The sequence below is a fragment of the Actinomycetospora sp. CA-101289 genome, assembly GCF_050955895.1.
In the GTDB taxonomy this organism is placed as follows: Bacteria; Actinomycetota; Actinomycetes; order Mycobacteriales; family Pseudonocardiaceae; genus Actinomycetospora.
In genome coordinates this window covers 6,107,369-6,132,540 of record NZ_CP192093.1, presented here as the reverse complement: position 1 = coordinate 6,132,540, position 25,172 = coordinate 6,107,369, and the positions used below count along the sequence as shown (strand labels likewise).

The window sequence follows — 25,172 nt, the reverse complement described above, 5'->3', positions numbered from 1 at the left end:
CCCCGGATGGCCCCGCTCACCGGCCGACGAGCGTGTCGGAGAGGGTGAACGGTGCCCCGGCGGCGCAGTCCGGTCCGACGGCCAGCAGCCGGAACCGCGCGGCCGTGCCGGTGGGCAGCACGAGCAGCACGCCCGGCCGCCCGTCGACCACCACCTGCCGGGCCCCGACCGGGCGCACGCCCGCCGGGACGCCGTGAGCGGCGAGGCAGCCGGCGAGTCGCCCGGGCGCGGCGAGCGGGCCGTAGTCGGTGCTGCCGAGGCCCGCCCGCAGCGCGGCGGGGCCGTCGCCGCCGGCGAGCACGGGGACGTCGGGCCCCGGGGCCGGGGCGGCCGTCGGCGCGGGCGGGGCGGGCGCCGGTCCGGACGGGGCCAGCACGACGGCCACGAGGGCCACGACGGCGGCCGCCGCGGCGACGAGCGCGCCGGCGACGAGGACCGGCCGGCGCCGGCGGACGGGCGCGGCGACCGGCTCGGCGACCGGCTCGGGCCCGGCGCGCTCGGCGGCCAGGGCGCGGTCGATGCCCGCGAGGAGGTCGGCGGGCGGGGCGGGGGTGCGCGCGCCGTGCGCGGCGAGGTCGTCGCGCGTGCGCGCCAGGGCGGTGGCCACCACGGGGTCGCGCGGGTCGGGCAGCACGGCGTCGGGACCCTCGGTGTCCCCCGGGTGCTCCGGGCCCCCTGCGGCGCGGTGCTCGTCGTCGGTCACGCGCCTCCTCCCGTCCGGTCGCTCACGTCGCTCGACTGTTGGACGTCGGCGGGGCCCGCGGCGTTCCCCGCCGTCGGCGTCCCCGTGCGGCGCTCGGGCGGGCGGAGGTGGCCGAGCAGCACGGCCAGGCGCCCGCGGGCCCGCGCGCAGCGGCTCTTGACCGTGCCCTCGCGCACCCCGAGCACCTCCGCGGCCTCGGCGATCGAGAACCCGTGCACGTCGACGAGGACGACGGCGAGGCGCTGGCCGTCGGGCAGCGTGGCCAGGGCGTCCGCGACGGTCAGGCGCGTGAGGTGGTCGTCGATGCCGTCGCGCGGGGTGGGCAGGTCGTGGCCGGCGAGCGGCTCGGTGGACCGGGTGCGGCGCCGGCGGATCCGGTCGAGGCAGGCGTTGACGACGATGCGGTGCAGCCAGGTGGAGACCTCGGAGTCGCCCCGGTATCGGGCCGCCGAGCGCAGCGCGGACACGAACGTCGCCTGCACCGCGTCGGCGGCGTCCTCGCGGTGGTCGAGCGTGCGGAACGCGAGCAGCCACAGGCGCTCCGCGTAGCGGCGCACCAGCACGTCGAACGCCCCGTCCACGCCGGCGACGTGCGCGGCGAGGAGCTCGCGGTCGCTGCGCGGGTCGGGCACGGCGGCGACGCTAGCCGCCGGCGCGCGGCCGCCGGGGCCGTTTCGGAGAGCCCGTCAGGGCCCGGCGCGCTCGATCGTCACGTCGGCCAGCTCGCTGACGTAGCGGTCGTCCTCCTGGCCCAGCGCGGTGATCCAGATGAGCAGGTTGCCGGTGGGCGGCGCGGCCTGCAGCGGGATGCGCACCTGGTCGCCCTCGACCGTCCCGGCGCCGAGCAGCTGGGTCTGGGCCAGCGGGACGTCCGCGGCGGGCGCCGACCGGATCTCGATGCGCGTCCCCGGGCTCGGCGAGCGCACGGTGACGGCCGCGACCGCGGCCGGCGTGGTGAACGTCGACATCATGCCGATGCCGGGCTTGAGCGCCGGGAGCTGCTGGCGGTACTCCGAGGTCGACCACGTCGTCGACGGGTCGTTGTCGGCGGCGCGGTTGATGCGCGTGGGGTTGTCCGGGTCGCCGGCGGGGCTGTAGACCGCGACGCTCGAGAGCTGCACGGGGCCCGCGGCCACCGGGGCGGGCGCGGCCGGCGTCGCCGGTCCGGGGGCGGGGGCCGGGCTCGGGGCCGCGGTCTCGGTGGGGATGACGACCACCGGCGGCGCCGACGAGCCGCCGCCGATCACCACGGACACGACCTGGTAGGTCGCGAACCCGAGGATGGCGAGCGTGGCCAGCACGAGGGCGGTCACCCCGATGCGCAGCTTGCGCCGGCGCGCGGGGTCGGGCCCGGGGTCGGGGACGGCGTCGTCGTGCCACACCTCGGCCGGGTCGTCGGCGTCGATGGTCTGCCCGTCCTCCAGCACCGGCAGCAGCACGCCGTCGTCCTCGAGGCCCTCGCGCATCTGCGTGACGAGGCGGTGCACGGCGGCGGCGGTGCGGATGCCGCCGTCCTCGTCGAGCGTGCGGTCGACCAGCGCGGCGAGCTCGACGGGCAGGTCGGGGCGCAGGGTGCGGGCGGGCACCGGGCCGCCGCCGGGCGCGGCCGGGGCGAGGCGCAGCCCGGCCGGGGCCTGGCTGCCCGCCGCACCCGGCCAGCGGGCGGTGAGCAGCAGGTAGAGCAGGGCGCCGAGGCCGTGCACGTCGTCGGCGTTGGTGGCCTCGCCGCGCGGCATGGGGAAGGCGAGGCGGGTGGCGGCGCGGGCGCTCACGCGCACACGCTGCGGGTGGTCGAGGCCGAGGACCAGGCCCGACCGGTGCGCGGCGGCCACGGCGTCGGCGAGCGGCTCGATGACGCGCAGCGCGGCGCTGGGGCGCAGCGGGCCGCCGGAGACGAGCTCGGCGAGGTCGCGCCCCGGGGTCCACTCGGCGACGGCGGCGCCCAGCACCCCACCGGGCAGCGGGCTGCCGCCGGGCCGGACGACGTCGAGGATGCGGGCGGCGTGCGGGTGCTCGAAGTGCGCCGTCCGCGTCGCGCGCGAGAGCGCCGCGGACGCCCGGGCGTCGCCCTGCCAGGAGCCGACGAGCAGCGTGATCGCCACGTCGCGCTCGAGCATGACGTCGCGGGCCTTCCACAGGGCGGCGTCAGCGCTGCGGTCGCGCCCGACCTCGGCCACCAGGCGGTAGCGCTCGGCCAGCAGCGTGCCGGGCATGAGCGGCCCCGCGACGGGCATCGGGCCGGAACCCGGACCGGTGGCCGGGCGACCGGGACCGCGGCCGGGCCTGCGCGGGGGCGCGGGAAAGGGCCCGGACGGCGGGGCGCCGGGGCCGGGGCCCCGCGTGGCCGGCCCCCGTGGCGCGCGGCCGGCGCCGCCGGTGATCGGGGTGGTGCCGGTGGTGGTGGGCGTCGCCGACGTCGCCGACGTCGCCGAGGTCGGGGTCGACCCGTTCGTGGCACCGCCGTTCGGCGTGTCGGAGGTGCGCGCGACGTGCAGGGTGGGCCCGTCGACCCCGACACCGAGGCGGGGCCGCGGCTTGTCGCGACCCGGCCCGTCGCGCCGGGGCTCGTCGCCCGCGGGGCCGGTGGGCGTGTGCTCCCCGGACTGCTCGCCCGCCACGCCCCACCTCCCCCTTCGACCCGTGCTGAGACTACGGGACACCACCAGCGCTCCGGGGGACGCCGGAGCACGGGTCCGGGTTGCCCGGCCGGCGCGCCCTCACGCGCGGATCAGGTCGTTCGGGCGCGTCCCCTGCCCACCAGACGGCGTAGCCGTGCGACCACAGGGTCCAGCTCGGGCACGCGCAGGAGCCGCATGGCCACGGCGACGACGGCGAGGAACACCCCGGAGCCGACGACGAGCACGACCCACGAGCGCAGCACCAGGGACAACCCGCTGCCGAGGAGCCGCTCGAGCAGCGTCACGACCAGCACGGCGACCAGGACCGCGACGAGCGAGGCGAGCAGCGTGAGGACGAGGGTGCGCAGCACGCGCTTGGTGTCGAGGTGCCCCAGGCGCACGCGCAGCCAGACGTTGCCGACGACGAGGCCGACGACGAACCCGAAGGCGTTGACCCCGGCCAGGCCGAGCACCACCTGCTCGGGGGGCAGCACGACGGGGCAGAGGTAGGCCATCGGCACCTTGACCGCGGTGATGACGACCATGATCAGCGTCGGGGTGCGGGCGTCGTTCATGGCGTAGAACACGCGCATCTGGAGCATGACGACGGCCATCGGCACCAGCCCGAACGCCGAGGCGGCCATGGCCCCGCCGAGCGACGCGGCGCCCTCCGGCCCGGAGCGCCCGACCGAGAACAGCGCGACGCCGAGGTACGAGCCGAACACCGTGAGCAGGGCGCTCACCGGCAGCAGGGTCACCGTCGAGAGGCGCGAGCCGAGCGAGAGGTCGGAGACGACCTGGTCGGTGCGACCGTTGGCCGCGGCGGCGCTCATGCGGGGCATCAGCGCGGTGAGCAGCGAGACCCCGAGCACCCCGTAGGGCACCTGGATGAGCAGCCACGCGTAGCTGTAGACGGCGGGACCGCCGTCGCTGGCCCCCGACGCGACGCGCAGGATCGCGGCGAGGCCGACCTGGCTGACCAGCACGTAGCCGACCACCCACGCGGCGAGGCCGCCGAACGCGGTGAGGCGCTGGTCCCACCCGAACCGCCACTTCCAGCGGAAGCCGACGCGGCGCATCGCGGGCAGCATCACCGCGGCCTGCACGACGATCCCGAGCGTGCTCCCGATCCCCAGCACCAGCAGCTGCGTGCCGGAGATGCCGACCTCGGGCGACGGCAGGAACGCGTAGATCGCGAGCGCGATCAGCGCGACGACGTTGTTGAGCACCGGGGCCCAGGCGGCCGGCCCGAAGTTGGCCCGCGAGTTGAGGATCGCCCCGAACAGCGCGCCCATCCCGTAGAAGAAGATCTGCGGGAGCAGCAGGTAGGCGAAGTCGGTGGCCAGCTCGAGGTCGGTGCCCGGGTCGAGGTAGGGCCGGATGAGCAGGGGTGCGGCGACCACCGCGAGGGCGGTCGCGAGGGCGAGGCCCACCGCGGCCCCGGCGAGCAGCTTCTGGGCGAAGCCCTGCCCGTCGTCGCCGTCCTCCTTGGCCGCCTGGACCAGCACCGGGATGACGACGCTGGTCAGCACGCCGCCGAGCAGGAGCTCGAAGATGATGTTCGGCAGGGTGTTGGCGACGTTGAACGCGCTGCCGACGAGGTTGAGGCCGACGATGGCGGTGAGGCCGAGGGTGCGCAGGAACCCGGTCAGGCGGCTGACGAGGGTGGCGACGGCCATGCCGCCCGAGGCGCGCACGAGCGCCCCGTCGTCGCGGCTGTCCGCTTCGGTCGGGGCCCGCGGCGCCGGGACGGCCGGCGCGTCCTGCTCCAGCGGCGGCCGCGGCAGCAGGACCGTCTCCTCGGACGAGCCCGCATGGCTCCACGAGGCCAGCGGCGCCGGGCGCGCGACGCGGACGGTGCGCTCGCCGGGGTGGCCGACGGGCAGGACCTCGGTGCGGTGGGGGTCGGCAGGGTCGCTGCCGAGGGAGTCGACGGCCTCGACGGCGGCGGTGGGCGCGGTGAGGCCCGTGGTCGACGGCTCCGACGCGGCGGCGCCCGGGGGCGAGCCCGGCGGGCGGACGGGCGGGGGTCCGCTGCGGGCGACGGGGCGGGTGGGCTCCCCGGGTGGGGGCTGGGCGGGCGATGTCGGCGGGCGGCTGGGGGGACGCGGGCCTCCCGGACCGCCGGCGGGGCCCGGGACACCGGGTGCGGCGGGCGAGCGGCCGGCGCCAGGCGGCGGGGCCCCGGGCGGTGGCTGCGGTAGCGGTTGGGGGGCCCGCGGGGGTCCGGCCTGCTGACCGGGCGGCGGACCCGCGGGCGGGCCTGGGGGCGGGCCGGCGGGCGGGCCGGGCGGGCCAGGAGGCGGACCGGGCGGGCGCGCCGGCGCCCCGGGCGGCGGTCCCGGGCGCGCGCCGGGCGCGCCCCGGCCCCGCGCGCCGGGCGGGGGCGGCGGGGGGACGACCTCGGGCACCTCGGGGCCGTCGTCGGCAGGACCCTCGGGAGACGCCTCGCGGGGTCGCCGGCCGGGCTCGGGCGCGGTCACCGCGTCTGCAGCTCGCGGGTCGGGGCGTCCTCCGGGTCGGTCGGGTCCGTCGGCGTGCTCGGGCCCCGCCGGTGGTGACTGCGCCGGGACCGGCGGTCCCGGCGGGCCGCCCGCACCCGGCGAGCGATCCGCACGCTCGCCAGGATCACCAGCACGACGGCTGCGGACGCGGTCAACCACACCGTGATCGTGCCGTAGGCGGTCGATCGCAGCAGCAGACGAGCCGTGGGTCCGAGAGGTTCACCCCCCGGTGTCCGGGCCTGGGCGTCGACGGCGAACTGGCCCGCGCGGGTCACCTCGACCTCGACCTGCACCTGACGGCTGCCGAACGCCGGCACGGTGATGGCCGGCAGCGGCCCCGTCCGCAACCCGTTCGTGGGCTCCAGCACGACCTCGACGCGCACGGCCACCGGCAGCCGGTTCTCCACGGTCAGCAGCAGCGGGGCGTCGTTGGTGCCCAGCGAGTACGAGCCCGACGGCTGGACCACGCGCACGAGGGAGCGCAGCTCCTCGGTCTGGCGCTCCACCGCGGTCACCGCCGCCTCCTGGGCGGGCGGATCGTCGCGCCGCGTGGCGGACAGGCTGCGCAGCACGCCGTCGGTGAGGGGCTCGACGAAGTCCGAGGGCGACGGCGCGCCGACCCCGTCCCGCTCGGTGGCGGCGAGCAGCTCGCGCTGGCGCTCGCGGACCTCCCGCGCGCGGTCGACCACCGACTCCTCCAGGCCGTCGACCCCGGACGACGGGGTCGCCAGCGCGGTGGCCGGCAGCGCGGACCCGGGGCCGATCGGGGCGAGCAGCGTGCCCAGGTCGACGGGGCGGGCGAGGCCGAGGCGGGCGAGATCCTCGACGGCCGTGAGGAGCGCGGCGGCCTCGGCCCCGTCGGCGGCCCAGTCGGGGGGCGGGGCGACGACGCTGACGGGCGCGGGCTCGTCGTCCGGGGTCTCCTCGAGCGCGCGCAGGGTCAGCGCCCCGACCGCGTCCTGGGCCGCGAGGGGGGCCGGGGTGCCGGCGGGGCTCGCCGATCGGTCGGCCCGCGCCTCCCGCGGCGCGAGCGCCGCCGCCGTCACGGGGTCGATCCCGACGGCGACGGGCGCGTCGGCGGGCGGGCCGGGCAGGCGCGCGAGGGCGCCGGGCGGCAGGCCGTCGTCGAGGACCCCGGGGTCGAGCAGCAGGGCGCGGGTGCCGCCGCCGGTGAGGTCGGCGAGGCTGCGCTCGTCGAGGAGCCCACCGGCCGGCCAGACGGTGTCGGGTACGGGCGTCACACCGAGGATCTCGGCGACGCGCCGGGTGCTCGTGGCGACGGCGGCGGTGGTCAGGTCGGTGAGGTTGCCGCGGGCGGTGGCGACGAGGTCGGTGCCGGCGTAGGGCAGGGCGGTGACGCAGCGCCCGCGGGCGGCGGCGCGCGCGCTGTCGAGCCAGCGGGCCGCGGCGGTGGCGCCGGTGCCGGCCGTGGTGCCGCCGTCGGGGGTGCTCACCCGGTACCCGCCGGCCATCGCCTCCGCGGTCTCGAGCAGGTCGGCGTCGACCGCCAGGCACACCGAGCGCCCCGCCGCCGAGCCCGCAGGCGCGGCCCGGCCCAGCGCGTCGACCAGCCCGGCGAGCCGCCCGCCCGGCGCGAAGGACGCCGCCAGGTCGTCGTCGGCGAGCACCACCGGCGAGCCGGGGACCACCGGGACGCGGCGCGGGCGGTCGGCCAGCGGGTAGAGCACCGAGACGCCCGTGGCCCGGCCCACCGGCGGGGCGGCGAGCGGGTCCCCGCCGGGCACGCCGACCACGGGCAGCAGCAGGCGCACGGCGCCGAGCCGGGCGGGGCCGCCGGTGCCGAGCGCGCCGTCGACGTCGACGAGCAGCGGGTGCACGCCCGCCGCGGCGAGGGCCAGCGAGCCGGTCCCGGGGCCGATCAGGGGCACGCGCACCGTGAACGGGGCGACCTGCCCGGGCTCGAGCACCGGCACGACCTCGGTGACGGGGGTGCGCACCGCGGCGGTGGACCCGTCGCCGTCGAGCGCCCCGAGTGCCGCGCGCGTCCCGGACAGCGGGGCCCCGCGCTCCAGGCGCACCCCGACGTCGCGGGCCGACACCGCCGAACGGTTGGCGACCCGCCCCGTCACCACCAGCTCGCCGGGCCCGTCGGCGGTGACGACGCGTGGGGCGAGGGTGTCGAGCACGACCTCGACCGGCGGGGCGTCCCGGGGGGCGGCGCCGGCCACCGGGGGGACGCCGAGCAGCAGCCCGACCAGCACGAGCAGCAGGACCCCCGCGACGGCGCGCGGGACACGACGGGCTCCCCGCGGGCGGCGGGGAGGGGTCACGCCGTCTCCTCCAGGATCTGGGCGGCGCGGCGCACGAGGCGGCGCTCGTCGGCGTAGGCCAGCCGGGAGTCCAGCTCGCTCAGCGGCACCCAGGCCACCTCGGTGACCTCGACGTCGGCGTCGGAGAGCTCGCCGCCGTGGGCGTCGAGGAGGTAGTGGTGCACGGTCTTGTGGATCCGGCGGTCCTCGGCGACGAACCAGTAGTCGATGCTGCCGAGGAACGCGCGCACGGACGCGATGATGCCGGTCTCCTCCTCGACCTCCCGCACCGCGGCCTGCTCGGCGGTCTCGCCCTCCTCGAGGTGGCCCTTGGGCAGCGACCAGAGCAGGCGGCCGCGGCGGTCGAGCCGGCCGATGAGGGCCGCGCTGGAGCCGGCGGCGTCGACGACGAGGCCACCCGCGGACGTCTCGTCGACCGTGCGCATCCGTCGCCGGGAGCCCCGCCGACGCCGGTCGCCGGACCGGCGGGACGGGGTGGACACGTGCGCGATGGTACGGCGCCGCTCCGGTGACGGGGGTGTGTCGGCGTGCCGACGCCGCGGTGTCGTGCCGGGGTGGCGCCGGTGTCGGGGCCGGCGTGTCCCCGCGAGGTACGCTGCCCCGTCGTGTCCGGACCTGCGCAGGCCCCCGTGTCCACCGGCGCCGACCACGCGGCGGTGGTGGAGATGCTGCGCTACTCCCCCGTCGTCGACGACCTCGCCCGGCGGTTCGCCGACGCGGGTCACCGGCTCTACCTGGTGGGCGGCAGCGTGCGCGACGCCCTGCTCGGGCGCCCGTCGTCGGACCTGGACTTAACCACCGACGCCCGGCCCGAGCAGATCCAGCGGCTGGTCACGGGCTGGGCCGAGGCGGTGTGGGACACCGGCATCGCGTTCGGCACGGTCGGCGCCGCGCGCCACGGCCTGACCCTCGAGATCACGACGTTCCGCGCGGACGCCTACGACGGCGTGAGCCGCAACCCCGTGGTGGCCTTCGGCGACACCATCGAGGGCGACCTCGTGCGCCGCGACTTCACGACCAACGCCATGGCGCTCTCGCTGCCCGACCGCACCTTCGTCGACCCGTGCGGCGGGCTCGCGGCGCTGGCCCGCGGCGTGCTCGACACCCCGGTGGAGCCCGAGCGATCGTTCGGCGACGACCCGCTGCGGCTGCTGCGCGCGGCCCGGTTCGTCGCGCAGCTCGGCCTCGAGGTGGCGCCGCGGGTGCGGGCCGCGATGACGGCGATGGCGCCGCAGCTGGCCCGCATCACCGCGGAGCGGGTGCAGGCGGAGCTGTCGAAGCTGATGCTCGGCGCGTACCCGCGGCGCGGGATCGAGCTCATGGTCGACACGGGTCTCGCCGACGTCGTGCTGCCCGAGGTGCCGGCGATGCGCCTCGAGATCGACGAGCACGCCCAGCACAAGGACGTCTACGAGCACTCGCTGACCGTCCTGGAGCAGGCGATCGACCGCGAGACCGACGGCCCGGACCTCGTGCTGCGCCTCGCCGCGCTGCTACACGACATCGGCAAGCCGGCCACCCGCCGGGTCGAGCCCGGGCGCCGCGTGAGCTTCCACCACCACGAGGTGGTCGGCGCCAAGATGACCCGCAAGCGGCTGCGCGAGCTGCGCTACCCCAAGGCGCTGATCGAGGACGTCGCGAACCTGGTGTTCCTGCACCTGCGCTTCCACGGCTACGGCAAGGGCGAGTGGACCGACTCCGCGGTGCGCCGCTACGCCACCGACGCCGGGCCGCTGCTCGATCGGCTGCACAAGCTCGTGCGCTCGGACTCCACGACGCGCAACAAGCGCCGGGCCGCCGCCCTGCAGCGCTCCTACGACGAGCTCGAGGAGCGGATCGCGCGCATCGCCGAGGAGGAGGACCTGGCGCGCGTGCGCCCCGACCTCGACGGCAACGCGATCATGGAGCTGCTCGGCGTCCCGCCCGGCCCGGTGGTGGGGCGCGCTTGGCGCCACCTCAAGGACGTGCGCCTCGAGCGCGGTCCCCTCGACGACGACGAGGCCCGCGCGGAGCTGCTGCGGTGGGCGGCGGCCGAGGGGATCACGGAACCGGGGGCCTGACGCCTGCGTCGAACCCGGTGTGGGCTCGATCAGCTACGTCTTCGGCACCGGGCGGGGCCCGGTGCACCGTCACACCTCCCTCGCCGACGCCGACCTCGGCCCGTCCGGCGCGCCCGACGCCGTCGTGCTCGACTTCGACGGCGACGGCCGCGTCGACGACGCGCTGTGGGACGCCGACGGCGACGGGGCCGCCGAGCGCTCGGTGCTCGACCTCGACGACGACGGGCGGGCCGACCACGCCTACGCCGACCCGTCGGGCCGCGGCGTGTGGGACGCGCGGGCGGCGCTCGATGCCGGGCCGGGCCCCGCCACCGTCGGCACCGTGGCGCTGACCTGGACCGACGTGCGCGGACGGTCCGCGGGCGGCACGCCGGCGCTCGACACCGACGGCGACGGGGTGCTCGACGGCCTCGCGGCGGACGCCGACCACGAGGCGGGCGACGAGGTGCTCAGCGACCTCGACGGCGACGGGCGCGCCGAGCAGATGCTGGTCGACGCCGACCACGACGGCCGCGCCGAGCTGGCCTACCTGTCGTCGGAGCCGGGCTCGCCGTCGGCGCGCTGGGACGTGCTGCTGGTCGACACCGACGCCGACGGCGCGGTGGACGCGGCGGTGGCCGAGGGCGCGGCGGGCTGGGTGCCGCCGTGAGGGCGCTCCTGGGTGCCGGTGCGCAGCGCCCACTCGTGGATGACCAGGCCGAACAGGTACAGCCCGGCGGCCAGCGCCAGCAGCAGCGGCGAGCGCCCGTCGGGCGGGGCGAGGAACGCCGCGCCCGCCACCGCGGCCACGTAGGTGACGTTGAACGTGGTGTCCGACAGCGAGAACACCCGCCCGCGCACCCCGTCGCCGACCTCGCGCTGCACGGCGGCGTCGGAGCAGAGCTTGATCGCCTGGCCCACCAGCCCGAGCACGAACGAGCCGGCGAGGATCGTCGGCAGGGTCATCGGCAGCCCGAGGCCCAGCAGGGCGGCCGCCGCGAGCACCAGCATGATCCGCACGGTGCCGGGGCGCCCGACGCGCGCGGTGAGCCACGGCGTCAGCACGGCCGCCACGCCCAGGCCGGCCGCCACGGCGACCACCACCTCGCCGAGCCCCGCGATGCCGGCCTTGAACGGGCCGACGTCGGCGAGCGCGTAGCGCATGAGCAGCAGCACCACGAGCGTCGTCACGCCGAAGGCCAGGCGGTGCGCGGCCACCGCGCAGAAGGCGGCGACGACGCCGGGGGCGTCCCGGGCGGCGCGGGCCCCGTCGGCGAGCCCGGAGGCCACGGCGCGCAGGGCCTGCGCGGCCTCGCGGCGCTCGTCGGGCCCGAGCGACCCGCGGGCGATGGTGGCGGCCACCGCGACGATGAGCACCGAGCCCACCGCGGCGAGCATCGTCGTCCAGGCGGCGTCGGTGTCCTGCGGGCCGAGCAGGCCGCGCAGGCCGATCGCGCAGCCGGCGCCGATCGCCGCGGCCACCGCGCCGGAGGTGGTGACCAGGGAGTTCGCGCCCACCAGGTGCTCGTCGGCCACCACGTGGGGCAGCGCGGCGGAGAGCCCGGCCTGGATGAACCGGCTGACGCCGATGGTCGCGAGCGCGCCGAGGTAGAGCGGTGGGCCGCTGAACCCGGCGAGCACCACCAGCGCGGTGAGCAGCGTGAGCACCCCGCGCAGCGCGCCGGCCACGACGAGGACGCGCTTGCGGTCCCAGCGGTCGAGCAGCGCGCCGGCGAACGGCCCGACGATCGAGTACGGCAGCAGCACCGTGGCCAGCCCGAGGGCGACCATCACCGGGTCGGCCTCGCGCTCGGGGCTGAACAGCACCAGCCCGCCGAGCGCCGCCTGGAACACGCCGTCACCCCACTGGGAGGCGAGGCGGACGGTCAGCAGCTTGCCGAAGCCGGGGTGGGTGAGCAGCTCGCGGAGTCGTCCGGCCGGCCGCGGGGCCCGTGACGCGGGCGCGGTCGGTCCGGGCGCGACGGGCACGGGCGCTCACGGTACGCGCCCGGGTGGCCGAACGGTCCGGGCCCGACGTCGCTTTCCGGACAGCCCGATGGCCCCCCGAGCGTGCGCGCCGCCACCGCAGGAGCCCCTGCCGCCCGGCCGCGCGTCGGTGCGACGATGGGGCGCGTGGCCAGTGGTGTGGGTGAACATCAGCAGGCCGAGGTCGAGGCGGGGACGCTCCTCGTGGCCGCCCCGAACCTGACCGACCCCAACTTCGCGCGCTCGGTCGTGTTCGTCATCGACCACCGCTCGACCGGCACGCTCGGCGTCGTGCTCAACCGGCCGAGCGAGGTCTCGGTGGCCGACGTGCTGCCCACCTGGGGGCCGCACACGACCAATCCGCCCGCGGTGTTCGTCGGCGGCCCGGTCGAGCAGCGGACGGCGCTCTGCCTCGCGGCCCTGCGCGCCGGCGAGGACCCGGCGCGCACCGGCGGGGTGGTCGGCGTCCGCGGCCCGGTCGCGCTCGTCGACCTCGACGGCGACCCCGACGACCTCGCCCCCCGCGTCCGCGGCCTGCGGGTCTTCGCCGGCTACTCCGGCTGGGACCGTGGCCAGCTCGCGGGCGAGATCGGCCGGGGCGACTGGTACGTCGTCCCCGCGCTGCCCGACGACGTCCTCGCCCCCGCCGGCTACGACCTCTGGGGCGGGGTCCTGCGCCGCCAGGGCGTCCCCCTGGCCCTCCTCGCCACCCACACCAGCGAGCCGCGCCGCAACTGAGCGCCTCGTGACGAACGAACGGCGCTCTCGCTGCTTCCGAAGCAGCGAACTCGCCGTTCGTTCCCGGGGGTGCGCCGCGTTCGGCCGCGCCGACTGGCCTGCACGGGCCTAGCGTCGCCGTCATGCGACGCGTCGAGCCGGGACCGGGCCAGGAGTCGGTGTGGGACTACCCCCGCCCGCCGCGCGCGGAGGCGGTCCACCGGCGCGCGGTCGTGACCCACGCCGGCACCGTCGTCGCCGACACCGACGACGTCTACCGCGTGCTCGAGACCAGCCACCCGCCGACCTACTACCTCCCGCGCACCGCGTTCACCGAGGGCGTCCTGCGGCCGGCGCAGCGCCGCACGGTGTGCGAGTGGAAGGGCACCGCCCGCTACGTCGACGTCGTCGTGCCCGGCGCGGCCCCGCTGGTCGACGTGGGCTGGTGGTACCCCGAGGGGGACGTCAGCGCGACGTTCCCCGAGCTCGCCGACCGCGTGGCGCTCTACCCGGCCCCGATCGACGAGATCACCCTCGACGGCGAGCGCATCGAGCCCCAGCCCGGCGGGTTCTACGGCGGCTGGATCACCCGCGACGTCGTCGGGCCGTTCAAGGGCGGCCCGGGCACCTGGGGCTGGTAGCTCAGGCGCCCGACGAGGCCCGCGGGCAGAGCGCGCAGGCGCCGCCGCACGCGCCGGCCGGGGCACACGTCGCGTCGTCCGGCGGCTCGGGCGCCCCCGCCGTGCACGGCGTCGGGGGCATCGCCAGCAGCGCGTCGTGCTCGGCCTCCTCGGCGACCGCGACGCGACTGCCCACGACGCCGCCGACCCCCAGCAGCCCCACGAGCCCGAGGGCGCCGAGCACCAGCATCGTCACGCCCGAGACGGTGCTCGCGGACAGCACCGCGGCCAGCGCCCCGGCGATCCCGACGACGCCGGCCGCGACGAACGCGGGCGCCGCGGCGCGGTTGGCGCGGCGGAACGCGGCGACGCTGCTCATGCTCCACGTCGTGCGCACGCCGAGGACGCGGTTGCGCGGGAGCCGGTGGGCGGACGCGAGCACGCCGGCGACGCCCACGACGAGCGCCGCCAGCGTCAGGACCAGGGCCGGGACGATCACACCCCCAGAGTAGGCTCGGAGCCGTCCTCGCGGGATCCGCGGTGCCCCCCGCCGGGGCGCGGCGCCCGGATCGTCGGCGGACGCCGGGGCGGGTGCCGGCCGGGCGGGTCCGCGGGTGCGGGGACCACCGGTCGAGACCCAGGAGGACCCCCGTGACCGCCGAGCCCGAGGTGGCGAGCCGCGCCGAGACGTCCGGCGTCCCGCCCCACCGCTACACCGCCGCGCTCGCCGGCCAGATCGAGCGGCGCTGGCAGGACCACTGGGAGTCCGCGGACACGTTCGCCGTCGCCAACCCCGGCCCGGGCCACCCGGCGCCGGCGGGCGAGAAGTTCTACCTGATGGACATGTTCCCGTACCCCTCCGGCGCGGGCCTGCACGTCGGGCACCCGCTGGGGTTCATCGGCACCGACGTCCTCGGCCGCTTCCTGCGCATGACCGGGCGCACGGTGCTGCACACGATGGGCTTCGACGCCTTCGGCCTGCCCGCCGAGCAATACGCGGTGCAGACCGGGACGCACCCGCGCACCACCACCGAGGCCAACATCGCCCGGTACCGCGAGCAGATCCGCCAGCTCGGGCTCGCGCACGACCAGCACCGCTCGGTGTCCACCACCGACATCGACTTCTACCGCTGGACGCAGTGGATCTTCCTACAGATCCACGGCTCCTGGTACGACGTCGAGGCCGGCCGGGCGCGCCCGATCACCGAGCTCGAGGCCGAGCTCGAGGCCGGCATCCGCGCGCTGCCCGACGGCCGCGACTGGGCGACACTGTCGCGCCCCGAGCAGGACCGCGTCCTCGACGGCCACCGCCTGGCCTACCTGGCCGACGCGCCGGTCAACTGGTGCCCGGCGCTGGGCACGGTGCTGTCCAACGAGGAGGTCACCGCCGACGGGCGCTCCGAGCGCGGCAACTTCCCCGTCTTCCGGCGCAACCTGCGCCAGTGGATGATGCGGATCACCGCCTACGCCGACCGGCTGGTCGCCGACCTCGACGGCCTCGACTGGCCCGAGTCGGTCAAGGCGATGCAGCGCAACTGGATCGGGCGCTCCCAGGGGGCGCAGGTGCGCTTCGCGTCGCCCGCGGGCGACATCGAGGTCTTCACCACCCGTCCCGACACCCTGTTCGGCGCGACCTACCTGGTGCTCGCGCCCGAGCACCCGCTGGTCGACGCGCTGGTCGGAGACGCGTGGCCGGCGCCCAACACCGGCGAGGAGCTCGACGGGCGCTGGACCGGCGGCGCCGACACCCCGGCGCAGGCCGTCGCGCAGTACCGCAGCGTCGTCGCGCAGCGCTCGGACCTCGAGCGCCAGGAGGCCCGCGACAAGACCGGCGTCTTCACCGGCGCCTGGGCGACCAACCCCGTCAACGGCGAGCCGCTGCCCGTCTTCGTCGCCGACTACGTCCTCATGGGCTACGGCACCGGCGCCATCATGGCCGTGCCCGGCCAGGACCAGCGCGACTGGGACTTCGCCAGCGTCTTCGGCCTGCCGATCCGCCGCACGGTCGCACCGCCGGACGGCTTCGACGGCCAGGCCTACGTCGGCGCCGGCCCCGCGATCAACTCGGCCAACGACGAGATCAGCCTCGACGGGCTGGGCGTCGACGAGGCCAAGGCCGCGATCACGTCGTGGCTGTCGGGCAAGGGCGCGGGCGAGCCGGTGGTGCAGTACAAGCTGCGCGACTGGTTGTTCTCCCGCCAGCGCTACTGGGGCGAGCCGTTCCCCGTCGCGTACGTCGCCGACGGCGAGACCGACGGCGGTCCGTCGATCCCGCGCGCGCTGCCCGACGCCGACCTGCCGGTGCTGCTGCCCGACGTCGAGGACTACTCGCCCAAGTCGTTCGCTCCCGACGACCGTGACTCCTCGCCGGAGTCGCCGCTGGCCCGGGCGACGGAGTGGGTGTCGTTCGCCGAGGATCTGCCGTCCGACCCGGAGCGCGGGTTCGCCGACTATGTCCGCGAGACCAACACGATGCCCCAGTGGGCGGGCTCGTGCTGGTACTACCTGCGCTACCTCGACCCGCACAACGCCGAGCGCTTCGTCGACCCCGACGTCGAGCGCTACTGGCTCGGGCCGCGGGGCCCGGGCGACCCCGGCGGCGTCGACCTCTACGTCGGCGGCGTCGAGCACGCCGTGTTGCACCTGCTGTACGCGCGGTTCTGGCACAAGGTGCTCTACGACCTCGGCCACGTGTCGTCGTCGGAGCCGTTCCGCCGACTGTTCAACCAGGGCTACGTCCAGGCGTGGGCGTACACCGACGCGCGCGGGGTGTACGTGCCGGCCGAGGAGGTCGTCGAGTCCGCCGACGCCCCGACCGGATTCACGTGGAACGGCGAGCCCGTGCGCCAGGAGTACGGGAAGATGGGCAAGTCGCTGCGCAACGTGGTGACGCCCGACGAGATGTGCGCGGTCTACGGCGCCGACACCTTCCGGCTCTACGAGATGTCGACGGGCCCGATGGAGGCCTCGCGGCCCTGGTCCACGCGCGACGTCGTCGGCTCGCACCGCTTCCTGCAGCGCGTGTGGCGCCTCGCGGTCGACGAGCAGACCGGCGAGCTGCGCGTCACCGACGACGAGCCGGACCGCGACACGCTGACCGCGCTGCACAAGGCCATCGACGGCGTGCGCACCGACCTGCCCGCCATGCACTACAACACCGCGGTCGCGAAGCTCATCGAGCTGACCAACCACCTGACCAAGGCCTACCCGGCGGGCGGCACCCCGCGGAGCGTGCTCGAGCCGCTGCTGCTCATGCTCGCGCCGCTGTGCCCGCACCTGGCCGAGGAGCTGTGGTCGCGGCTGGGCCACCCGGACACGCTGGCCTTCGCGCCGTTCCCCGAGGCCGACCCGGCGCTGCTGGTCGAGGACACCGTCGAGTACCCGATCCAGGTCAACGGCAAGGTCCGCGCGCGCATCACGGTGCCGGCGACCGCGGACGAGGACGCGGTGCGCGCGGCCGCGCTCGCCGACCCCAAGGTGGTCGACCTGCTCGGGGGCGCCGAGCCGCGCAAGGTCATCGTCGTGCCCGGGCGCTTGGTGAACATCGTCCGCTGAGCGGGGCGGCGCGGGGTCTATCTGAGCGAAGGGCCCCTTCGCTCGGATAGGCCGGCGATGGGCGCCCGCCGCCGGAACGAATCGGGTGCGTGGCGCCGGCGGTGGCCCGGCCCGATCAGCCGCGCCGGTGATCACGCGGTGGCGGGCGGCGAGCAGCGTGTGTCTTGAGCGAAGGGCCCCTTCGCTCGAAACGTGGAGCCGCGAGCACGCGAGCTGCGTCCAAACCGGCGCCTGTCCGAGAGTTCCTGCTGGTCGAGCGCACCGAGAGGGTGCCGGCCGTCCGCCTTCTGCAGGGCATCCGCTGCGCCGTGCTGCACCGCGCCGTGCTCGACGCTGCGCGCCGGCTCACGCACATCGACGAGGTCCGCGCCCTGCTCTGCGAGGCGGTCCAGCGGCGCATGGTCACCGTCGCGGCCCTCCGCGCCGAGATCGAGACGGGCTCCTGCCGGGGTGCCGCCCTGGTGCGATCGGTGATCGTCGAGCTCGAGGACGGCATCCGGTCCGCCGCCGAGGCCTGGCTGCGCGAGCTCGTCGCCGGGATCGAGGGGTCCCCGAGGTTCGCTGGAACCGCGACGTCCACCGCGCCGCGGGTCGTTCCTGGCCTGCGTCGACGGCCTGGTCGACGGCGTGCCCATGGCGATCGAGCTGCACTCGTTCGCCCACCACGCCGACCTCGGGCCTTCGACGCGACGATGCGCCGGCACGCCGAGCTCGTCGCGGCCGGGTTCGTGGTCGTCCCGATCACGCCGCGAGAGCTGCGCGAGGACCCCCGAGGCGTCGAGCGCAAGCTCCGGGCCGCGCTGGAGCAGGCGCGCGCCCTGGTGGCTCCGCCGTCCTCGTTGCGACCTCCCCCGACGCGAGCGAAGGGCCCGTCCGCTCGAACTAGTCGAGCGAACGGGCCCTTCGGTCACCACAGCCTCGCCGCCACCGTTCCGGCCACGGGCGTCCTTCGGTCGAATCCGCCTCAGGCCGGCCCGCGCTCCCCGCGGATGAACTCCTCGACGCGGTCGTAGGCCACCGAGTCCCGGTACTGCTCGGGCGGCGACTTCATGAAGTACGACGACGGCGCCAGCAGCGGGCCGCCGATGCCCCGGTCCATCGCGATCTTCGCCGCGCGCACGGCGTCGATGATGATGCCGGCGGAGTTCGGCGAGTCCCACACCTCGAGCTTGTACTCGAGCGACAGCGGCACGTCGCCGAACGCCCGGCCCTCGAGGCGCACGTAGGCCCACTTGCGGTCGTCGAGCCACGCGACGTGGTCCGACGGGCCGATGTGGATGTTGCCCGCGCCCATGTCGCGGTCGATCTGCGAGGTCACCGAGTTGGTCTTGGACGTCTTCTTGGACTCCAGGCGCTCGCGCTCGAGCATGTTGCGGAAGTCCATGTTGCCGCCCACGTTGAGCTGCATCGTGCGGTCGAGCTGCACGCCGCGGTCCTCGAAGAGCTTCGCGAGCACGCGGTGGGTGATGGTCGCGCCGACCTGGGACTTGATGTCGTCGCCGACGATCGGCACCCCGGCGTCGGTGAACTTCTTCGCCCACTCGGGGTCCGACGCGATGAACACGGGCAGGGCGTTGACGAAGCCGACGCCCGCGTCGAGCGCGCACTGCGCGTAGAAGCGGTCGGCGTCCTCGCTGCCCACGGGCAGGTACGACACCAGCACGTCGGCCCGCGCCTCGCGCAGGGCGGCGACGACGTCGACGGGGTCGCCGTCGGCCTCGGTGATCGTCTCGCGGTAGTAGCGGCCGAGGCCGTCCATCGTCGGACCGCGCTGCACGGTCACGCCCGTGGGCGCCACGTCGGCGATCTTGATGGTGTTGTTCTCGGAGGCGACGATGGCGTCGGCCAGGTCCTGGCCCACCTTCTTCGCGTCGACGTCGAACGCGGCCACGAACTCGAGGTCGCGGACGTGGTAGCCGCCGAAGTCGACGTGCATGAGACCCGGCACACGGGCGGCCGGGTCGGCATCGGCGTAGTACGTCACGCCCTGCACGAGGGACGCGGCGCAGTTGCCCACGCCGACGATCGCCACTCGGACCGAACCCATGGGTGTCTCCTCTTGTCTCTTCCTCGGGGTGAAGGGTGTGGACGGACCTGGTGGTTCAGGCGTCGCTCTCGGACGGCGGGCGGGGTGCGGGCACCTCGTCCGGCGTCCCGGCCGCGTCGGGTCGGGCTCCGTCGCGCTCGGCGGCGATGAGCTCGTTGAGCCAGCGCACCTCGCGCTCCGTGGACTCGAGGCCGAGGCGGTGCAGCTCGCGGGTGTAGTGGTCGATCTGCTCGCTCGCGCGCGACAGCGTCGAACGCAGGCCCTCGCGACGCTCCTCCACGCGGCGTCGCCGGCCCTCGAGGATGCGCATGCGCACCTCGACCGGCGTGCGGGAGAAGAAGGCCAGGTGGACGCCGAAGCTCTCGTCGTCCCAGGTCTGCGGGCCGGCCTCGGCCACGAGCTCGTCGAAGCGGTCCTTGCCGTCGGCGGTCAGCGCGAAGACGCGGCGGCCGCGCCGTCCCCACGACCCGCGGGCGCGGGCGGTGGCGGCGGGCTCGGCGCCGTCCTCGGTGGCCTCCGCGGACTCACTGGTCTCCGCGATGAGCCCGGCGCGCTGGAGTCGACGCAGGGTCGGGTAGAGGGAGCCCCAGGAGAACGCGCGGAAGGTGCCGAGGCGGGCGTGCAGCTGCTTGCGCAGCTGGTAGCCGTGCATCGGTGCCTCGTGCAGGAGGCCGAGCACCGCGAGTTCGAGCACGGCCACCTCCCGTCCGGAACCTCGGCCGCGCGAACGCGCGACTCGCGGCTGACTGTATCGCCGCGATACATCAGGGGTGACGGGAGGACGATCACGTCACACCCGGGCGCGCACCGGGGCGCCTCCGCAGGACCCGCGACGAGGGGACGCGGGGCCCGGTGATGGCTACGCTGGAACGCGTGCCGGGAGCCCGTCAGGTGGTCGACTACGCGCTGCAGCGCCGCGCGGCGATCGCCGCCGTCGCGGCCGGGCGCGTGCCCACCGCCGAGGCGTGCGACGCCGGGGCCTACCTGCTCCGGGCCGCCTCGTTCCACGGCCGGCCGACCACGCGGACGTGCCCGCTCTGTCACCGCGAACCCCTGACCGAGGTGCTGTGGATCTTCGGCGAGCGCCTCGGCGCGGCCGCGGGATCCGCCCGATCCGCCGACGAGATCAGCCGGTTGGCGGATGCGGTCAGCGAGTTCACCGTCCACGTCGTGGAGGTCTGCCGATCGTGTCGGTGGAACCACCTCGTACAGTCATACGTCCTGGGAACCGACGACGCGTCGGGAGGGGGCCGCCGGCGCCGCCGGACCGCCACCACCTGACGGCCCGCCGTGGCGGTCGGCGTCCGGGACCGACGAGAGCGGGGCTCCGGGACATGCGCCCGGCATCGGGAGGCGATCGGTGGACGACGAGCGGCGCACGGACCGCGGGGGCACACGCCCCTCCGGGCCCGACCGGTCCCACCCCGGCGCACCCCCGCCGCGGTCCGACCGGGGCACCCCGCCCGGTCCGCCCCACCGCAGCGGCCCGCCCGGCCCGCCGCCGGGACCCCCGCGCGGCCCCCAGGGCCCGCCGCCGGGAGCCCGTCCCGGTCCGCCCCCGCACGGCCGCTCCGGCCCGCCGCCGACGATGCGCCACGACCAGCGCCAGGACCACCAGCGCCAGGACCAGCGCCACGAGCCACCACCGGTCGGCGGTCTGCCCCCGGGATGGCGGGCCGTGCCCCCGTCGCAGAACCCGACGCACGAGCACGCCACCGACGCCCCCACCGTGTCGACCGGCGCCACCGCCCCCGCCGCGCGCCGCAGCGCCGTCGGCACCGTCACCCCGCCCGACGGCCGCGAGGCCGGTGACGGGCGCGCGGAGGCCTGGGGCGACGGGCGCCTGCTGACCCACGACACCGGCCGGCCCGGCCGCACGAGCGCGACCCGGGCGATGGCCCCGACCGCGACGGCGGCCTCCGGCTCCGCACTGGCCGCCAGCGGCATCTCGGGCACCGCGGTGTCCCCGGCGCCCACCCGCCGCACCGGCGGCGACGACGACCCGCCCCGCGGCGGCGGCCGTCGCCCGCAGCGCGAGGAGCCCGCCCCGGACCCGCGCAAGCGGCGCTGGCGGCGCATCCGGCGCACCGCCTACCTGCTGCTCGCGGTGCTCCTGCTCGGCCCGGTGCTGGCGTTCGCCGTCGGCTGGATCTTCTTCCGCGTCCCGACGCCCGACGACGCGGCCAACAACCAGGTCGCGACGATCTCGTACGCGAACGGGTCGTCGCTGGCCTCGCTCGTGCCCGAGCAGGGCAACCGCATCAAGGTGCCGATCACCCAGGTGCCGCTGCACGTCCAGCAGGCGGTGCTCTCGGCCGAGGACCGCTCGTTCTACTCGAACCTCGGCTTCGACCCGGTCGGCATCGTGCGCGCGGTGTGGAACCAGACCACCGGCGGCGTCGGCGGCGGCTCGACGATCACCCAGCAGTACGTGAAGAACGTGCTGGTGGGCGACGAGTACTCGCTGTGGCGCAAGTACAAGGAGGTGGTGATCGCCGCGAAGATCTCCCAGGAGCAGTCCAAGGAGGAGATCCTCGGCAACTACCTGAACTCCATCTACTTCGGCCGCGGGGCGTACGGCATCCAGGCCGCGTCGCAGGCCTACTACGGCAAGGACGTCTCGCAGCTCACGGTGTCCGAGGGCGCGGTGCTCGCGGGCCTGATCCAGGCCCCGTCGCGCTGGGACCCCGCGGTGGACCGGGCGATGTCCGAGCAGCGCTGGAACTTCGTGCTCGACGGCATGGTCAGCCAGAACTGGCTTCCGGCCCCCGAGCGCCGCGCGCAGACCTTCCCGGCGACGATCGCGCCGCAGCCCCGCCGCAGCGGCATCCCGGACAACGACCGCGGCCACATCGTCTCGGCGGTGCGCGCAGAGCTGAACGGCTACGGGATCACCGAGCAACAGGTGAACCAGGAGGGGCTGCAGGTCACGACGACGATCGACCCGCAGATGCAGGACGAGGCGGTGGAGTCGGTCGAGCGCCAGCTGCGCGGCCAGCCCGCCAACCTGCGCACGGCGCTGGTCTCGGTCGACCCGCGCACCGGGGCGGTCCTCGCCTACTACGGCGGCGAGGACGGCTCGGGCTTCGACTACGCGCAGACCCAGCGCCAGCCGGGCTCGTCGTTCAAGCCGTTCGTGCTGCTGGCGGGGCTCGAGCGCAACCCCGACCCGATCGGTCTGGGCACCACCTTCGACGGGTCGAGCCCGCAGACCATCGCCGGGACCGAGATCGAGAACAGCGAGGGCGAGAGCTGCCCGAACTGCGACCTCCGGACGGCGATGACGCAGTCGATCAACACCGTCTTCTACCAGCTCGGCGTCCAGGTCGGCCCGCAGCGCGTCGCCGACGCCGCGCACCAGGCGGGCATCTCCGCGCCGCTGCCCAACCCCAGCGGTGGCATCTCGCTGGGTGACCGCGAGGTCCGCCCCGGCGACATGGCCTCGGCCTACGCGACCTTCGCGGCCGACGGCGTCTACCACCGCCCGCACCTCGTCAGCCGCGTCACGACGGCCGACGGCCGGGTCCTCTTCGACGCGGGCGTGCCGGCGGGCGAGCAGCGGATGAGCCAGCAGCTCGCCCGCAACGTCACCGAGGCGATGCTCCAGGTCGCCGACCACTCCGGCGTCCCGCTCGGCGGCGGCCGTCCGGTGGCGGCCAAGACCGGCACCGTGCAGTCGTCGGTCGACGGGCAGAACAACGACGCCTGGATGGTCGGCTTCACGCCCTCGGTCTCGACGGCGGTCTGGGTCGGCTCCGACGACAACACGCCGATCAAGAACAGCGGCGGGCGGCCGATCTACGGCCGCGGGGTGCCCGGCCAGATCTGGCAGGGCTACATGAACGACGCCCTGCGCGGCGACCCGGTCGAGCAGTTCTCCGACTTCCGGCCGATCGGCGCGCCCCCGCAGACCACGCCGGCGGCCCCGCCCGAGCAGCCCGGCTGCGTCGAGGGCCAGCCGTGTCCGCCCCAGGGCGACCAGGGCGGCGGCGACCAGGGCGGCGACCCCTACGGCGGCGACCCGTACTACGGCGGCGACGGCGGCGGCTACTACGGCGGTGACGGTGGTGGCGGCGGCGACGCGGGCGGCGGTGTCGGCGGCGGTGGAGACGGCGGTGGCGGCGGCGCCGACCCGGGCGGTGGCGGCGCCGGAGACGGCGGCGACGGCGGTGCGGGCGGCGGCGACGGTGGTGGGGACGGCGGCGACGGCGGCGGCCTCTTCGGTGGCTGACCGGCCCGGCGGGCTCGGCGCGATCGGGCCCGCGTGAGCTCCACCGACCAGGCGTCCCCGCAGGGCGCGGCGAGCTCGGGACGTGCCCGCACGCACGACCCGGCGTCGCTGGGTCCTGACCAGCGGGTCCGCCCCACGCAGGAGGACCCGTTCGTCGCGTCCGTGTCGGCGGCGATCGGCGGTCCGCTCGGCGACCACGCGGTGGCCGGGCGCGCCCGCTTCCTCACCCCGCTGCGGGTGGTGCTGCTGCTCGGCGTCGTCGTGCTCGCGCTGGCGTGGTTCGCGAAGGCGCCGTGCCTGCAGCAGTACCCGGGCGAGCGCGGCCTCGAGCTCGACTGGCGCGACGGCCGCCAGTACGTGGCGATGTGCTACTCCGACACCGTCCCGCTCTACACCGCCGAGCGCCTCGACGTCGGCGGCGTCCCCTACGTGACGTCGTGGGTCGACCGGCGCGACGACGGCACCGAGCAGGTGCGCTACATGGAGTACCCGGTGCTCACCGGGTTCTTCCAGTGGGCCAACGCCCGCCTCGCCGACGTCTGGCTCGCCGGCGCCTCGGCCGGCCTGCTGCCGGGCGGGCTGGCGGTGGTCGTCTACTTCGACCTCTCCGCGTTCTGGCTCGCCCTCGCCTGGCTCGTGACGGTGTGGGCGGTGGTCCGGCTGCGCCCCGGCCGGCCCTGGGACGCCGCGATCGCCGCGGTGTCACCGCTGGTCGCGGTGCACGCGTTCACCAACTTCGACACGCTCGCCGTCGCGGCGGCGACGCTCGGGATGCTCGCCTGGGCCCGCAGGCGCCCGGTGCTGGCCGGGGTGATCCTCGGCGTCGGGGCGGCGGCCAAGCTCTACCCGCTGTTCCTGCTCTTCCCCCTGCTGCTGCTGTGCCTGCGCGCGGGGCGGATGCGGGCCTGGGGCCAGGCGACCCTGGCCGGGGTGGCGGCGTGGGCGCTGCTGAACCTGCCCGTGGCGATCGCGGCGCCGACCGGGTGGTGGGAGTTCTTCCGCCTCAACTCCGAGCGCGGCGCCGACCCCGACTCGCTCTACAACGTCGTCGCGGGCCTCACCGGCTGGAGCGGCTTCGACGGCGTGCTCGCGCCCGGCCAGCCGCCGACCGTGCTCAACGCCGTGAGCGCGGTGCTGTTCGCGCTGTGCTGCCTCGCGGTGGCGGTGCTCGTCGTCAAGGCGCCCCGGCGCCCGCGGTTCGCGGCCGTCGCGTTCCTCGTCGTGGCGGCGTTCCTGCTGACCAACAAGGTGTGGAGCCCGCAGTACTCGCTGTGGCTGGTGCCGCTGGCGGCGCTCGCGTACCCCCGCTGGCGCCCTCTGCTGGCGTGGATGGCGGTCGACGCCCTGGTCTGGGCGCCGCGGATGTACTACTACCTCGGCACCGACGCCAAGGGCCTGCCCGCGCCGTGGTTCTACGGCGCGGTGCTCCTGCGCGACCTCGCGGTGATCGCGATCGCCGCCCTGGTCGTGCGCTCGGTGCTGCGCCCGGAGCACGACCCCGTCCGGACGCCGCGCGACCCGTCGTTCTCCCGCGGCCTCGACGACCCCGACGGCGGCGTGCTCGACGAGGCGCCCGACCACACGCGCCTCCTCGCCCGCGCCGAGTCCGTCGTCGACGCCGTCGCTGGGCCGTTCGGACGGGCCCGGGGACGGACTCGAGTCCCTCGATGAGGGCGGACCCGCTGTGCACCGCGTGTCGGCGGGCCCCGACTCCGGCAGTCGGGTGAGGCTGGGCGTCACCACCGGGCGATGGGCTCGTTGGGTCCACGTGCCGCCGGGACGGCCCGCTCCCCCGCGGGGTCGTCCCCGGCTTCCCCCGGGCTCCGCCAGAAAGGTCCGTCCATGGTCCTGCGTCCTCCCC

Annotated in this window: 18 protein-coding genes; 7 read left to right on the top strand and 11 right to left on the bottom strand. The window is 76.4% G+C overall.

The annotated features are described in order from the left end of the window. Positions 1–16: 16 nt before the first annotated feature. The 6 genes from ACQPX6_RS30385 to ACQPX6_RS30360 all read right to left on the bottom strand — a co-directional run bounded on the left by ACQPX6_RS30385 (position 17) and on the right by ACQPX6_RS30360 (position 8,541). Entirely contained in the window at positions 17–703 is a 687-nt protein-coding gene (locus ACQPX6_RS30385; protein WP_433784570.1) for a hypothetical protein, read from the bottom strand. Next, positions 700–1,335 (bottom strand): RNA polymerase sigma factor SigM, encoded by a 636-nt coding sequence (sigM, locus tag ACQPX6_RS30380; RefSeq protein WP_433784568.1) that lies wholly within the window; start codon positions 1,333–1,335, stop codon positions 700–702. Before sigM ends, ACQPX6_RS30385 begins: the two co-directional genes overlap by 4 nt. 54 nt (positions 1,336–1,389) lie before the next feature. Beyond that, positions 1,390–3,321, bottom strand: coding sequence for a protein kinase family protein (locus tag ACQPX6_RS30375; protein WP_433784567.1), 1,932 nt, complete (start codon positions 3,319–3,321; stop codon positions 1,390–1,392). A gap of 110 nt (positions 3,322–3,431) precedes the next feature. After that, positions 3,432–5,804, bottom strand: coding sequence for a murein biosynthesis integral membrane protein MurJ (gene murJ, locus ACQPX6_RS30370; protein ID WP_433784565.1), 2,373 nt, complete (start codon positions 5,802–5,804; stop codon positions 3,432–3,434). Continuing rightward, positions 5,801–8,116, bottom strand: a complete 2,316-nt coding sequence (locus ACQPX6_RS30365; protein ID WP_433784563.1) for a DUF6049 family protein — start codon at positions 8,114–8,116, stop codon at positions 5,801–5,803. Before ACQPX6_RS30365 ends, murJ begins: the two co-directional genes overlap by 4 nt. Next, positions 8,113–8,541 (bottom strand): NUDIX hydrolase, encoded by a 429-nt coding sequence (locus ACQPX6_RS30360; RefSeq protein WP_433788404.1) that lies wholly within the window; start codon positions 8,539–8,541, stop codon positions 8,113–8,115. Before ACQPX6_RS30360 ends, ACQPX6_RS30365 begins: the two co-directional genes overlap by 4 nt. 180 nt (positions 8,542–8,721) lie before the next feature. Between ACQPX6_RS30360 and ACQPX6_RS30355 the strand changes: the two genes are divergently transcribed. Further along, a complete protein-coding gene (locus tag ACQPX6_RS30355) occupies positions 8,722–10,176 on the top strand; it encodes a CCA tRNA nucleotidyltransferase (protein ID WP_433784562.1) in 1,455 nt (484 codons plus the stop codon). A gap of 525 nt (positions 10,177–10,701) precedes the next feature. Here the strand turns inward: ACQPX6_RS30355 and ACQPX6_RS30350 are convergent. After that, a complete protein-coding gene (locus ACQPX6_RS30350) occupies positions 10,702–12,144 on the bottom strand; it encodes an MFS transporter (RefSeq protein ID WP_433784561.1) in 1,443 nt (480 codons plus the stop codon). Between the two features lie 144 nt (positions 12,145–12,288). Between ACQPX6_RS30350 and ACQPX6_RS30345 the strand changes: the two genes are divergently transcribed. Further along, positions 12,289–12,879, top strand: a complete 591-nt coding sequence (locus ACQPX6_RS30345; protein WP_433784560.1) for a YqgE/AlgH family protein — start codon at positions 12,289–12,291, stop codon at positions 12,877–12,879. A 122-nt stretch (positions 12,880–13,001) separates the two neighbouring features. Beyond that, entirely contained in the window at positions 13,002–13,499 is a 498-nt protein-coding gene (locus ACQPX6_RS30340) for a DUF427 domain-containing protein (protein WP_433784559.1), read from the top strand. A 1-nt stretch (position 13,500) separates the two neighbouring features. Here ACQPX6_RS30340 and ACQPX6_RS30335 read toward each other — a convergent pair whose 3' ends face one another. Further along, on the bottom strand, positions 13,501–13,977 hold the full coding sequence (locus tag ACQPX6_RS30335; protein WP_433784558.1) for an SdpI family protein: 477 nt from the start codon (positions 13,975–13,977) through the stop codon (positions 13,501–13,503). 152 nt (positions 13,978–14,129) lie between these two features. Here ACQPX6_RS30335 and ACQPX6_RS30330 point away from each other — a divergent pair, with 152 nt between their 5' ends. Beyond that, entirely contained in the window at positions 14,130–17,033 is a 2,904-nt protein-coding gene (locus ACQPX6_RS30330; protein WP_433784557.1) for a leucine--tRNA ligase, read from the top strand. Positions 17,034–17,164: 131 nt separating this feature from the next. Here the strand turns inward: ACQPX6_RS30330 and ACQPX6_RS30325 are convergent, their stop codons facing one another. From ACQPX6_RS30325 to ACQPX6_RS30315, 3 genes are read right to left on the bottom strand one after another with little or no spacing between them, the layout of a single operon-like run. Continuing rightward, positions 17,165–17,944 (bottom strand): hypothetical protein, encoded by a 780-nt coding sequence (locus ACQPX6_RS30325; protein WP_433784556.1) that lies wholly within the window; start codon positions 17,942–17,944, stop codon positions 17,165–17,167. A gap of 53 nt (positions 17,945–17,997) precedes the next feature. Then, on the bottom strand, positions 17,998–19,080 hold the full coding sequence (locus ACQPX6_RS30320; protein WP_433784555.1) for an inositol-3-phosphate synthase: 1,083 nt from the start codon (positions 19,078–19,080) through the stop codon (positions 17,998–18,000). Between the two features lie 55 nt (positions 19,081–19,135). Further along, a complete protein-coding gene (locus tag ACQPX6_RS30315) occupies positions 19,136–19,774 on the bottom strand; it encodes a PadR family transcriptional regulator (RefSeq protein WP_433788403.1) in 639 nt (212 codons plus the stop codon). A gap of 179 nt (positions 19,775–19,953) precedes the next feature. Here ACQPX6_RS30315 and ACQPX6_RS30310 point away from each other — a divergent pair, with 179 nt between their 5' ends. From ACQPX6_RS30310 to ACQPX6_RS30300, 3 genes are all read left to right on the top strand, one after another. Then, positions 19,954–20,361, top strand: a complete 408-nt coding sequence (locus tag ACQPX6_RS30310; RefSeq protein WP_433784554.1) for a DUF5318 family protein — start codon at positions 19,954–19,956, stop codon at positions 20,359–20,361. Between the two features lie 79 nt (positions 20,362–20,440). Next, entirely contained in the window at positions 20,441–23,311 is a 2,871-nt protein-coding gene (locus ACQPX6_RS30305) for a transglycosylase domain-containing protein (protein WP_433784552.1), read from the top strand. Positions 23,312–23,344: 33 nt separating this feature from the next. Then, positions 23,345–24,982, top strand: coding sequence for a glycosyltransferase family 87 protein (locus ACQPX6_RS30300; RefSeq protein WP_433784551.1), 1,638 nt, complete (start codon positions 23,345–23,347; stop codon positions 24,980–24,982). Positions 24,983–25,172 lie beyond the last annotated feature (190 nt).